Annotated in this window: 10 protein-coding genes and 1 pseudogene; 9 read left to right on the top strand and 2 right to left on the bottom strand. The window is 63.0% G+C overall.

The genetic code is table 11. The annotated features are described in order from the left end of the window. From M0954_RS10245 to M0954_RS10220, 6 genes and pseudogenes are all read left to right on the top strand, one after another. Nucleotides 1-108: pseudogene (locus M0954_RS10245) on the top strand (polyhydroxyalkanoate synthesis repressor PhaR); the annotation flags it as partial. A 116-nt stretch (nt 109-224) separates the two neighbouring features. After that, complete coding sequence (rimO, locus tag M0954_RS10240) at nt 225-1,616, top strand: 30S ribosomal protein S12 methylthiotransferase RimO (RefSeq protein ID WP_122154616.1); 1,392 nt, start codon at nt 225-227, stop codon at nt 1,614-1,616. 3 nt (nt 1,617-1,619) lie between these two features. Further along, on the top strand, nt 1,620-2,555 hold the full coding sequence (locus M0954_RS10235) for a sugar kinase (RefSeq protein ID WP_123384131.1): 936 nt from the start codon (nt 1,620-1,622) through the stop codon (nt 2,553-2,555). Between the two features lie 140 nt (nt 2,556-2,695). Next, the gene (gene bktB / locus M0954_RS10230) at nt 2,696-3,880 is read left to right on the top strand and encodes a beta-ketothiolase BktB (protein ID WP_297353017.1); all 1,185 of its coding nucleotides are present in this window, start codon (nt 2,696-2,698) and stop codon (nt 3,878-3,880) included. 42 nt (nt 3,881-3,922) lie between these two features. Then, entirely contained in the window at nt 3,923-4,567 is a 645-nt protein-coding gene (locus M0954_RS10225; protein WP_297353015.1) for a hypothetical protein, read from the top strand. A gap of 54 nt (nt 4,568-4,621) precedes the next feature. Continuing rightward, nucleotides 4,622-5,806 carry a cystathionine beta-lyase gene (locus M0954_RS10220; RefSeq protein WP_297353014.1) on the top strand — a complete coding sequence of 395 codons (1,185 nt, stop codon included), beginning with the start codon at nt 4,622-4,624 and terminating at the stop codon, nt 5,804-5,806. 397 nt (nt 5,807-6,203) lie between these two features. Here M0954_RS10220 and serB read toward each other — a convergent pair whose 3' ends face one another. Then, nucleotides 6,204-7,043, bottom strand: coding sequence for a phosphoserine phosphatase SerB (gene serB / locus M0954_RS10215; RefSeq protein WP_297353012.1), 840 nt, complete (start codon nt 7,041-7,043; stop codon nt 6,204-6,206). A 235-nt stretch (nt 7,044-7,278) separates the two neighbouring features. Here serB and M0954_RS10210 point away from each other — a divergent pair, with 235 nt between their 5' ends. From M0954_RS10210 to M0954_RS10200, 3 genes are read left to right on the top strand one after another with little or no spacing between them, the layout of a single operon-like run. After that, the gene (locus M0954_RS10210) at nt 7,279-8,241 is read left to right on the top strand and encodes a Ku protein (protein WP_297353010.1); all 963 of its coding nucleotides are present in this window, start codon (nt 7,279-7,281) and stop codon (nt 8,239-8,241) included. 21 nt (nt 8,242-8,262) lie between these two features. Beyond that, nucleotides 8,263-11,202 (top strand): DNA ligase D, encoded by a 2,940-nt coding sequence (ligD, locus tag M0954_RS10205; RefSeq protein ID WP_297353008.1) that lies wholly within the window; start codon nt 8,263-8,265, stop codon nt 11,200-11,202. 55 nt (nt 11,203-11,257) lie between these two features. After that, a complete protein-coding gene (locus tag M0954_RS10200) occupies nt 11,258-11,581 on the top strand; it encodes a hypothetical protein (RefSeq protein ID WP_297353006.1) in 324 nt (107 codons plus the stop codon). Nucleotides 11,582-11,680: 99 nt separating this feature from the next. Here the strand turns inward: M0954_RS10200 and M0954_RS10195 are convergent. Further along, a partial coding sequence (locus tag M0954_RS10195) for a substrate binding domain-containing protein (protein ID WP_297353004.1) occupies nt 11,681-12,365 on the bottom strand: 685 nt, incomplete at its 5' end.

Genomic DNA, 12,365 nt, shown 5'->3' with positions numbered 1-12,365 from the left:
TTCGTGCAGATGCAGGAGCAGATGCAGAACCAGGCTAAGTCGATGTTCAGCACATTCCCGTTTACGCCTGCCAATCCGCAGCCGGATACGGAGCCGGAGAAGAAGTAGGGGAGTTTCGATAAGGGCAGCAACGCTGGAGCTTGCTGGACGGACATAGATGCGTGGGGCCTGCCACGGGGTACAATGCGAGGTTACGTTTACCGCGATCCGCCGGACCCCACCCTATGCCGCAAGCTTCCACCCCCATTACGCCGAACACAGCCGCACCCAAGGTCGGCTTCGTCTCACTCGGCTGCCCGAAAGCCCTGGTCGACTCCGAGCAGATCATCACGCAGTTGCGCGCCGAAGGCTACGAGATCTCGGGGACCTATGACGGCGCCGATCTCGTAGTCGTCAACACGTGCGGCTTCATCGACGAAGCGGTGCAGGAAAGCCTCGACGCCATCGGCGAGGCGCTGGCCGAAAACGGCAAGGTGATCGTCACCGGCTGCCTCGGCGCGAAGAAGAGCGCGAGCGGCACGGGCCTGATCGAAGAGGTCCATCCGAAGGTACTGGCCGTCACCGGCCCGCATGCGCTGGGCGAAGTGATGCAGGCGGTCCATAACCATCTGCCGAAGCCGCACGACCCGTTCATCGACCTGGTGCCCGCTGCGGGCGTGAAGCTCACGCCACGCCACTACGCGTATCTGAAGATCTCCGAAGGCTGCAACCACCGCTGCACGTTCTGCATCATCCCGTCCATGCGCGGCGACCTCGTGTCGCGTCCGGTCGCCGAAGTGATGCTCGAAGCCGAAAACCTCTTCAAGTCCGGTGTCAAGGAGCTGCTGGTGATTTCGCAGGACACGAGCGCGTATGGCGTGGACGTCAAGTACCGCACCGGTTTCTGGAACGGCAAGCCGATCAAGACGCGCATGACAGACCTCGTCGGCGCACTCGGCGAACTGGCTGCGCAATACGGCGCATGGGTGCGCCTGCACTATGTGTATCCGTACCCGAGCGTCGACGAAGTGATTCCGATGATGGCCGAAGGCCCGTTCAAGGGCCACGTGCTGCCGTACCTCGACGTGCCGTTCCAGCACGCCCATCCGGAAGTGCTCAAGCGTATGAAGCGCCCAGCCAATGCCGAGAAGGTGCTCGAGCGCGTGCGGGCATGGCGCGAGATCTGCCCGGACCTGACCATCCGTAGCACGTTCATCGCCGGCTTCCCCGGTGAGACTGAAGAGCAGTTCCAGACGCTGCTTGACTTCATCCGCGAGGCGGAACTGGATCGCGTCGGCTGCTTCGCTTACTCGCCGGTTGAGGGCGCCACTGCCAACGAACTGGACGGCGCCTTGCCCGACGAAGTGCGTGAAGAACGCCGCGCGCGTTTCATGGAAGTCGCCGAGGAAGTCTCGGCGAAGCGCATCGCCCGCAAGGTCGGCAAGACGCTGAAGGTGCTGGTCGACGAGATCAATACCGACGGCGGCATCGGCCGCACAGCGGCGGATGCGCCGGAAATCGACGGCGTCGTGTATATCGCGCCCACCACCAAGGCCTCGAAGCGCTATAAGGTCGGCGATTTCGTCTCGGTGAAGATCAGTGGCGCGGATGGCCACGATCTGTGGGGCGAGGTGTAAGCCATGCCTGCGTCCGCGAGCCCGGCAATCCTCGCGCTCGGCGAGGCCATGGTCGAATTCAATCAGGCGTCGAAGGACCAGCCGAACTATCTGCAGGGGTTTGGCGGCGACACGTCGAACTTCTGTGTCGCGGCCGCTCGTCAGGGCGCGACGGCGGGCTTTGTGTCTGCCGTCGGCGACGATCATTTCGGGCGTCTGCTGCTCGATCTGTGGCAGCGCGAGTCGGTGGCCACGTCGATGATGAAAGTCGACAGCCACGCGCCCACCGGCGTCTATTTTGTGTCGCACGGTACGGACGGGCATCAGTTCGACTATTTGCGGGCCGGCTCGGCCGCGAGCCATTACGTCCCACGGGATTTGCCGCTTGACGCGATTGCCGCGGCCCAGGTGGTGCATTTGTCCGGCATCAGTCTCGCCATCAGCGTGAGTGCCTGCGACGCCGCTCTCGCGGCAATCGGCCACGCTCGCGCGAACGGCGTGCGAGTCAGTTTCGATACCAATCTGCGCCTCAAGCTGTGGCCTCTCGCGCGAGCGCGGGCGGTGATGGCCGAAGCGATCCGCTACACGGATATCTGTCTTCCAAGCTGGGATGATGTGACTGAGCTGACGGGGCTTACCGGCCGTGACGAGATCGTCGATTATCTGCTTGCGCTCGGACCCCGCGTCGTCGCACTCAAGCTCGGTAAGCAAGGTGCGTATGTAGCCACGCCGGACGAGCGCCGCCTTGTGCCGGGTTACGTAGTGAACGCCGTCGATGCGACCGGTGCCGGCGATTGTTTCGGCGGTGCGTTTATCGCACGGATCGTCGCGGGTGACGATCCGTTTGCCGCGGCACGCTATGCCAACGTGGCGGCGGCATTGTCCACGCAAGGCTACGGCGCGGTGGCGCCGATTCCCCATCGTGCCGTGGTCGAGCAAGCGTTGGCTGAGGCGGGTTAGGGCATCTCGCGCACGCAAGCGCGTGATCCGCACGAGAACACCTGGACGTGGCAACAACGAATAGAGCGGTCAGCGAGCGTCGTTGAGATACTGGTAATCCAGATCACCATCAGTGAATCAGAGAGTAAGAGGAGCGAGCAATGCAACGGGACGTCGTAGTGGTAAGCGGAGTGCGGACGGCAATTGGCGACTTCGGTGGCAGCCTCAAGGACTTCTCGCCGACCGATCTCGGCGCACGCGTGGTGCGTGAGGTGCTGTCGCGAGCGAAGGTGTCAGGCGACGAAGTGGGCCACGTCGTGTTCGGCAACGTGGTGCACACCGAACCGAAGGATATGTATCTGGCGCGTGTGGCAGCGCTGAACGGCGGCGTCGCGCAACATACGCCCGCGTTGACGGTGAATCGCCTGTGCGGCTCCGGTCTGCAGGCGATCGTCTCCGCTGCGCAGAGCGTGCTGCTCGGCGATGCGGATATCGCCATTGGCGGCGGCGCGGAAAACATGAGCCGCGCGCCGTACGTGATGCCGGCTGCGCGCTTCGGCCAGCGCATGGGCGATGCGCGTCTCGTCGACATGATGCTGGGCGCGCTCAACGACCCGTTCCAGGGCATCCACATGGGCGTGACAGCCGAGAACGTCGCGCAGAAATATGGCATCACGCGTGAAGCGCAAGATGCGCTCGCGCTCGAATCACATCGTCGTGCAGCCCACGCTATCGCGAATGGCTATTTCAAGGAACAGATTCTGCCGGTCACCCTTTCGTCGAAGAAGGGTGATGTCGTGTTCGAGCAGGATGAACACGTTCGAGTGAATCCGTCGGCGGAAGACTTTGCGAAATTGAAGCCGGTGTTTGCGAAGGAAAACGGCTCGGTCACTGCCGGCAACGCGTCCGGCATCAACGACGCGGCTGCTGCGGTTGTCCTGATGGAGCGTAGCGTCGCCGAGCAACGCGGTGTGAAGCCGTTGGCACGTCTGGTCGCGTATGCACACGCGGGCGTCGATCCGGCGTACATGGGTATCGGCCCGGTGCCGGCTACCCGCAAGGTGCTCGAACGGGCCGGCCTGACGGTCGCCGATCTTGACGTCATCGAAGCCAACGAAGCGTTTGCCGCACAAGCGTGCGCTGTCAGCAAGGAACTTGGACTCGATCCCGCGAAGGTCAATCCGAACGGCTCCGGCATTTCGCTCGGCCACCCGATCGGCGCGACCGGCGCACTGATTACCGTGAAGGCGCTCTACGAACTGCAACGCATTGGCGGGCGTTATGCACTTGTGACGATGTGCATCGGCGGCGGCCAGGGCATCGCGGCGATCTTCGAGCGGATCTGACGCGAAGCGTAGCGCCTCGCTTCGTGCAACAGGAAAGGAACGATGCTGGAATCAAAAGCGATGAACAACGCCGTGCGCTGGCGCGGCTGGGTCTCCGGTACGGCGGCGACGCTGCTGCTGGCCGGTGCAAGCGTCTTGATGCCTGTGCAGGTCTGGGCACAAAGCGATGCGGTCAAGGAACTCGCCGCGCCGCCGCCGATCCAGTTGCCGCTCAAGCCGAGCCCGGAGTTTGCGAAGTTTCCGCGCCTTGTGGGCACGCTTGGTTCGCGCCAGATCGTGTTGCGCCTCGGGGCGAAGACCGACGATCCGGCCGGAGTGCACGGCGAGTATCAGTACACCGACACTGGCGAAGTGATCCTGATTGCCGGAGACCGCGACGGCGATACCCTCGAAGTGGAAGAGTCGAACGATGGTACCCATATCACCGGCAACTGGGTCGGCAAGTTTGCCGCTGACGGTTCGGTGGCGGGCGACCGGATGAACGTTGACGATTCGGATCCGCAGCCGTTCGACTTGCGGCCGCTGGCAGCTGGACAACCGGTTCCTGCCGCGGGCGCGCAAACCGCATCACCGGCCGCGGGCACTGCGCCGGCCGCCCCGGCTGCGTCGTCCACAGCCCCCGCTGCAGCCGCTGCGAGTGGTGCGCATACGGTGAACGGGGTGAACAACCTGTCGACAGGCGACTAAGCGCTGCCCGCGGCACGCGCTATCCGTTCTGTTTTGCCTCTACGCGAAATCACCATGACTCAATCCAAACCAAAGCGCAGCCTGCAAACCCGGATCGTGCGCGCCGAAGACCAGGTCACACCAGGCTTCGAATCGCTTACGGTGCCGGTGGCGCGCGCCTCCACGGTCGTGTTCCCCGATCTCGCCGCGATGCGCGCGTGCGACTGGCGCAACGACGGCCAGTGGCGCTACGGCCTGCATGCGACGCCGACCTCCCTCGTGCTGGCGCAGCGGCTCGCCGCGATCGAAGGTGGCAATCATGCTTTGCTGCAGCCCTCGGGGCTGTCGGCGATCTCCAACGTGTACTTTGGCCTCGTCAAAGCGGGCGACGACGTCCTGATTCCCGACAACGTCTATTCGCCGAACCGCGAGCACGGCGATTGGCTGGCGCGTGATTTCGGCGTCACCGCACGTTATTACGACCCGCTGATCGGCGCGGGGATTGCGGACCTGATCCAGCCGAATACCCGCCTGATCTGGCTCGAAGCGCCGGGCTCGGTGACGATGGAAGTGCCCGACGTCCGGGCGATCACTGCGGCGGCGCGTGCCCGCAACGTCATCACGGCAATCGACAATACCTGGTCCGCTGGACTGGCGTTCCGGCCGTTCGATCACGGTGTCGATATCTCGCTCCAGGCGCTGACCAAATATCAATCCGGCGGCGGCGACGTGCTGATGGGCGCGACCATCACAGTGGACCGGGAAGTGCATCTGAAGCTGAAAGCGGCGCGCATGCGCATGGGCATCGGCGTGTCCGCGGACGACTGTTCGCTGATTCTGCGCAGCCTGCCCAGCATGACGGTGCGTTTCGAGCAGCACGACCGCAGCGCGCTCGCCATTGCGACATGGCTGAAGACACGTCCGGAGATTGCGGCGGTGTTGCACCCGGCATTTTCCGATTGCCCGGGACACGAGTTCTACGAACGCGATTTCACCGGCGCGGGCGGATTGTTCTCGGTCGTGTTCGACGGCCGCTACGCGCCGGTGCAAATCGATACGTTCTGCGAGTCGCTCGAACTGTTTTCGATCGGCTGGAGCTGGGGCGGGGCGCACAGTCTCGTGGTGCCGTACGACATTGCTTCGATGCGTACGGAGGCGCAGTGGCCGCATCGCGGCACGCTGGTGCGCTTCTATATCGGGCTGGAGGAAGAGTCCGATCTGCGCGCGGACATCGAGCAGAGTTTGAGTACGTTGGCTTAGATATCTCTTGCGCCGTCGGCGCTTGTTTATTGCAGGGTACGCGGTTGGAAGAGGCCCATCGGGATACGGTTCCGATGGACTTTTTTACGTCTGCAGCTTGTGAAGTTGGGGCGACGCGTGTCGTCCAATCGGCCGAGTATTCCGGAGTTGAAGTTGCCGCTACGATGGAGCGCTGGCGTATTCAGGAGAATGAGATGCTCAAACTACTTCGCTTCGTAGAGTCGCCGGAAACCGCCGACCGGGTTATGACCTGGTGTTGCTATGTGGGGTGCGGGTCGTGCACTGTAGCAATGGTCGTCATGTGGATCGTCATTTTTCTTGAGCATCGCTAAGCATCCGGGCGGCGGGCGATTCGACATATGGTTGGTCGCCCCTCGACTAGAGGGACGCAAGCTCCTCAAAACAACCGCAACACCCCGTCCAGCCCAACATGGTTAAACGCGACGCTTGCCGCTTCGCGCACCACAGGTTTCGCACGAAATGCGACCGATAGCCCGGCTTCGGCCATCATTTTCAGATCGTTCGAGCCGTCGCCCATCGCGATCGCCCGGTCCGGCTCTATGCCGAGCTGGGCACAGGTCTCGCGCAGCGTGCGCGCTTTGACTTCGGCATTCACGATCTCGCCCGTCACCTCGCCGGTCAGCTTGCCTTCGACGATTTCGAGCGTATTCGCGTGCGTGAAATCGAGGCCGAGGCGGGTCTTCAGCCTGTCCGTGAAGAACGTGAAACCGCCCGACACGAGCAAGGTTTTCAGACCCGCTGCCTTTGCCCCGGCGAGCATCTGCTCCGCTCCAGGCGAGAGGCGCAGCCGCTCGTCGTAGACGCGTTCGAGCGCGCTGGCGTCGAGGCCCTTGAGCAGCGCTACCCGGCGCGTGAGGCTTTCGTTGAAGTCCTTGATTTCGCCGCGCATCGACGCCTCAGTGATCGCTGCGACCTCGCCCTTCAGCCCGCAAAAATCGGCGATTTCGTCAATACATTCGATCGTGATCAGCGTCGAATCCATATCCATTGCGACCAGGCCGAAGTCGCGCAAGTGCCGGTCGGGTTCGACAAACGCGAAGTCCAGCGCGTGCGTGTCGCAGTAAACCTCCAGATCGGCGCGTTGGGCGGGGTTCGCATCGGCAATGCGGATGGCGTGCGCGTCGATGACGGTGGCGCGCGATCCGCGCGCAAGCGCGACGAGCGTCTTATGGTGATCGGCGGACAACGGCGCGGAGCTTTGGATGACGAGGTTCATGTCGACGCAGGAAAGAGCGCGCGGCGCGCGCGGAAAATCTGGCTATTGTAACGGGTCGGCGGAGGCCGCCCGTGGCGTCGCCCAACCGTAGCTTTTGCCGATCTTACGCAAGAGTTACAGGGCGCTCAGAGACGCGCCGCAGGGTCGCACCGGCACTGGCGCGGCCTGCCATAGCGCGTCCCTCCGTGGCACGCTTGCTGCTTCGTCAAAGATCCCGGCCTTTGTGGAGCGCACGATGTCACACATGATCTGGAAAGGCGCGATCAGCTTCGGCCTCGTGCACGTGCCGGTACAACTGTATCCGGCCACACAATCGGAAAAAGTCGGCTTCAATCTGCTCGACAAGCGGTCGATCGATCCGATCGGCTATCGGCAGATCAACAAGCGGACTGGGAAGGAAGTCACCCGCGATAACGTCGTCCGCGGCTTCGAGTACGAGAAGGATAAGTACGTTGTCCTGTCCGATGACGAAATCCGCTCGGCGAATCCGGAATCGACGCAAACCGTCGATATCCTCGCGTTCGTCGAGGCACCCGAGGTTTCGTTTCTGTACCTCGATACCCCGTATTTTCTGGCGCCCGACCGCAAGGGCGAGAAGGTCTACGCGCTTTTACGTGAGGCGCTGAAGGCGTCCGGCAAGATTGGAATCGCGAGCGTAGTGTTGCACAACAAGCAACATCTGGCGGCGCTCATTCCGGTGGGTCCGGTACTCGCGCTCAACACGCTGCGCTGGGCCGACGAAGTGCGCGACTACGGTGAGTTGAAGCTGCCGTCGGAGGATCCCAAAAAGGCGGGGGTGAACGCGCGCGAACTCGATATGGCGAAAAAGCTGATCGACGACATGAGCGACAGTTGGGACCCGTCCTCCTACCACGACACGTTCCGCGACGACATCATGGCACTTGTCGATCGCAAGGTTCGGGCCGGCAAGACCGAAGAGGTCACCGACGTGGAGACTCCCAAAGAGTCGCGTCAGTCCGCAGAGATTCTCGATCTTTCGGATCTGCTCAAGCGTAGTCTCGGACGTGGCAAGGGCAAGACGCGAGGGCGATCGTCCGCTGTGCAGGACGATTATGCGGAGGAGGCGGCCGAACCGCCACGCCGCAAGACTGGTACGACGCGGCGTGCGGCTAGCACCGGCGCACGCACGGCTGCCTCGCGAAAAGAAGCCTCGCCGCGCAAGCGTAGCGCTGCGTAGGTATGCTTTTAAAGCACTGCTATGGCTGACCGCCTTGATCCCTATCACCGCAAGCGCCGCTTCGACGAGACACCCGAGCCGTCGGGCAAGGGCGCGCCGAAGGTTGCGCGTCGCAAGGCGTCGTCGCCCGGACAGGCGCACGCACTGTCCTACGTGATCCAGGAGCATGATGCGCGTCGCCTTCACTACGACTTTCGCCTGGAGCTCGATGGCACGCTGAAGTCGTGGGCGGTGCCGAAGGGACCGAGTCTGGACCCGTCGGTGAAGCGGCTTGCCGTTCATGTGGAAGATCATCCGCTGGAATACGGGTCGTTCGAAGGCGAGATACCTCCCGGCAATTACGGAGCGGGTTCCGTGATCGTGTGGGATCGCGGCACGTGGGAACCGGACGGGGACCTTAGACAGGCGCGCGAGGCCTATCAGGCAGGCAAGCTCAAGTTCACGCTGGCGGGAGATAAGCTGAAGGGCGGCTGGATGCTGGTGCGCAGCCATATGCGCGGAAGTGGAGACAAGGAGCAGTGGCTGCTGATCAAGGAGCGTGACGACGCGGCACGCAGCGAGGCCGATTTCGATGTGCTCGCCGAGCGTCCGGGCAGTGTGCTCGATGCCGCAGCCTCGTCTCGCTCACGCAAGGGCGCGGCGCGCAAAACTGCCGAAGGAAGAACCGCTGCCGGAAAAGCTGCAGAGAGTCCCGCCGTAGAGACGCATACCTCACCGAAGCCAGCCACCCGCTCCAGCAAGACAGCTACCGTCGGGCGGAAGTCCACATCGCACGCGCATGCGATCGACCCGAAGAAAACCGATATCGTCGCCAACCGCAGCGCGGAGTCGCTGCGCACGCTCGCAGCATCGCCGGCAATCAAGGGCGCGGCGAAAGCCACCTTGCCCGCCACGTTCAAGCCGCAACTGGCGACGCTGGTCGACGCTGCCCCGCCAGGCGACGAATGGTCGTACGAGATCAAGTTCGACGGTTACCGGGTACTGATGCGCATCGACCATCGCGCCTCGAAGCATCCTGTACGCATCGATACGCGCGCCGGCAACGATTGGAGCGCGAAATTCAGCAAACAGGTCGACGCGCTGGCGCAACTCGAACTCGACAGCGCGTGGCTCGACGGCGAAGCAGTCGTACTCGATCACAATGATGTGCCAAACTTCCAGGCACTCCAGAATGCATTCGATGCGAATCGGCCACAAGACATTGTGATCTATCTGTTCGACGTCCCGTATCTGAACGGCTACGACCTGCGCGCGGTGCCGCTGGTGCAACGCCGCGCCATTCTGCGCGCGCTGCTCGAAGGCGTGGACCGGCGGGTCCTGCGCTTTTCCGAGGACTTTGCCTTCAGCGCAGAGGACCTGCTGAAAAGCGCCTGCGATATGGCGCTCGAGGGCATCATCGGTAAAAGGCGCGATAGCCATTACGCGTCGGGCCGCACATCGACGTGGATCAAGCTCAAGTGCCGGCGGCGCCAGGAATTCGTGATTGGCGGCTACACAGAACCTGCGGGAAGCCGGGCGGCGTTTGGCGCGTTGCTGCTCGGCGTGCACGACAGCAAAGGCAAACTGCAGTATGCGGGTCGGGTCGGTACGGGTTTCGATGCGGCGCTGCTGCGCTCGGTGAAGAAGGAACTCGATGCGCTCGAGACCTCACGCATGCCGTTCGCCAGTGCGCCTCGTGAACGCAGTCGCACGCCGGTTCACTGGGTCAAACCGTCGCTCGTGTGCGAGTGCAATTTCGCGGAGTGGACCGACGAGCGCATCGTGCGGCAGGCGTCGTTCGTCAGCTTGCGACGCGATAAACCGGCGCGGCAGATCGTCAGGGAAACGCCGCGCGAAGGAGCCGATGTGCAACCGAACCCAACTGAACAATCCGCCGCGACAGCCGCAAATCCGGGCGTTTCGAGAAAACGCACCACCAGGCAGGACACGACAGCGAAGAGCGCAACGGTCAAGGCTGCTGCGTCCAAGGCTGCAACATCCAAAACCGCAGCAGCCAAAACCGCAGCAGCCAAAACCGCAGCCAGCGCTCCGCGCGGCAAAAAGGCCACGGCGGCCGATGCGCCGTCATCAATCGCCGGAGTGCGGATCTCTCACCCAGACCGCGTCATCGACAAACAGACTGGCGCCCGCAAGATCGATCTCGTGCAGTATTACGAATCGGTGGTTGACTGGATGTTGCCGCATCTGAAGGATCGGCCAGTCTCGCTGGTGCGCGCGCCGGAGGACATCGGCGGCGAGCTGTTTTTCCAGAAGCATAGCCAGAAGCTGGCGATTCCAAATGTCACCCAGCATCCGGGTCTCGATCCTGGCCATCCGCCGCTGATCTCGATCGACACGATCAAAGCGCTGATCGGCGCAGCGCAGATGGGCACGGTCGAACTGCATACTTGGAACGCGCTTGCTTCGAACATCGAAAAGCCTGACCGGATGGTGTTCGATCTCGATCCCGACCCGGCGCTCGGTTGGGACAAGATGATCGAAGCCGCCCAACTGACTCGTACGCTGCTCGACGAGCTCGGACTCGAATCGTTCTGCAAGACAAGCGGCGGTAAAGGCCTGCATGTCGTCGTACCGCTCGCGAAGCAGGCTGGCTGGGACGAAGTGAAGGCATTTTCGCAGGCCGTCGCACAGCACATGGCGGCCACGTTGCCCAAGCATTTCGCCGCGAAGATGGGCCCGCAGAACCGCAAGCGCAAGATCTTCGTCGATTACCTGCGCAACAACCGCGGCTCGAGCACGGTGGCCGCTTTTTCCGCGCGCGCACGACCTGGCCTGGGCGTGTCGGTGCCGCTCGCGTGGGAGGAGGTTGCCAGCACCACAGCCGGCGATCAGTGGAACATCGCCAACCTGCACGAACGGCTTGAGTCGCTGCGACACGACCCTTGGGCCGATTACGCGAAGACGCGGCAACGCATCACCGCCGCAATGAAGAAGCGCCTTGATGGCGCGAAGCCCGATTGAACCGGCGCACGGTTTTCGCCGGCACGGTCAAAACCAACTGGAACGGGAGGACGCAATGAAGACATCACCTCAAGTGTCGCAAGCTGGCGACAAGCAGCAAAAGCATGGCAAAAGCGCTGACCCGCACGCGAGTCAGGACGCCCGTTCGTTGCAGGATGAGGCCGCTCCATTGCCGCACGAAACCGACCAAACCCCGGAGTCGCAACACGAGGACGATCCTCGTCGCGTGGGCAAGCAGGCCCATAGCGATCTGCAGCGCGGTCTGAAGGACACGGACCGGCGCGGAGGCGACGAATATCAGCAGAAGACGCAGAACGACGCGCATAGCAATGCGAATTCCAGCGGCAAGGGTAAGTCTGGCGGGGGCAACAAGCACTGAGTGTGGGTGCGCGCTGAATGGAGGCGAACTTTGCGCCATTGCACACCGCCGGTATGCTTAACGGCGGCGTGCGTTGCGCAGAGCCGCGCTCTCAGCGTCTCAGGAGTCAGCGGCGGCCGCGTCACGCGGCTCGTCGAGATCCCAATACGGTGGATCGCCGAAGTGCTCTGCCAGAAAGTCGATAAACGCCAACGTCTTGGGCGGCACGAATGCGCGGCTCGGATAGACGCCCCAGATCGCCACCGTCTCGGCGAGCGGATAGCTGTCGAGAATCGTCACCAGCTTGCCGCTGCGCAGGTAAGGCGCGACATCCCATGTCGATTTGAGCGCTATGCCGAAGCCGGCCAGCAGGGCATCGCGGATGACCTCGCCGTTATCGGTGGCGAGGCGCCCGTTGACGCGTACATCGAGCGGTCCCGCTGGCGTCTCGAAAGCCCACGTATGCTGGTCCGACAGAATCACGCATTCGTGTTGTACGAGATCGGCCGGATGATGCGGCGTGCCGCGCTCGGTCAGATAGGCGGGCGCGCAGCAGACCACCCGCCGGTTCACTGCCAGGCGTTTCGCCACCAGCGTCGAATTCTTCAGCGCACCGATCCGGATCGCCAGATCGACCCCGGCGTCGACGAGATCGACGATGTGGTCGGAGAGGCGCAGATCGACGCTCACACCCGGATAGCGGCGCAGGAATTCGGGGACCACTGGCGAGACATGCTGGCGTCCGAACGACGATGTCATCGACACCCGCAGCCGTCCCTGCGGCTCGGTTTGTGCCCGGCCAACC

Source organism: Paraburkholderia sp. (assembly GCF_026225065.1).
Classification (GTDB): Bacteria; Pseudomonadota; Gammaproteobacteria; order Burkholderiales; family Burkholderiaceae; genus Paraburkholderia.
Note: the sequence above shows the minus strand (reverse complement) of the source record. Positions and strands in the feature narration are given on the sequence as shown.

What these genes read in the sequence shown, in the direction of transcription:
- rimO (WP_122154616.1), top strand. Translation starts at nt 225, where the DNA reads ATGCCGCAAGCTTCCACCCCCATTACGCCGAACACAGCCGCACCCAAG.
- M0954_RS10235 (WP_123384131.1), top strand. Translation starts at nt 1,620, where the DNA reads ATGCCTGCGTCCGCGAGCCCGGCAATCCTCGCGCTCGGCGAGGCCATG.
- bktB (WP_297353017.1), top strand. Translation starts at nt 2,696, where the DNA reads ATGCAACGGGACGTCGTAGTGGTAAGCGGAGTGCGGACGGCAATTGGC.
- M0954_RS10225 (WP_297353015.1), top strand. Translation starts at nt 3,923, where the DNA reads ATGCTGGAATCAAAAGCGATGAACAACGCCGTGCGCTGGCGCGGCTGG.
- M0954_RS10220 (WP_297353014.1), top strand. Translation starts at nt 4,622, where the DNA reads ATGACTCAATCCAAACCAAAGCGCAGCCTGCAAACCCGGATCGTGCGC.
- serB (WP_297353012.1), bottom strand. Translation starts at nt 7,043, where the DNA reads ATGAACCTCGTCATCCAAAGCTCCGCGCCGTTGTCCGCCGATCACCAT.
- M0954_RS10210 (WP_297353010.1), top strand. Translation starts at nt 7,279, where the DNA reads ATGTCACACATGATCTGGAAAGGCGCGATCAGCTTCGGCCTCGTGCAC.
- ligD (WP_297353008.1), top strand. Translation starts at nt 8,263, where the DNA reads ATGGCTGACCGCCTTGATCCCTATCACCGCAAGCGCCGCTTCGACGAG.
- M0954_RS10200 (WP_297353006.1), top strand. Translation starts at nt 11,258, where the DNA reads ATGAAGACATCACCTCAAGTGTCGCAAGCTGGCGACAAGCAGCAAAAG.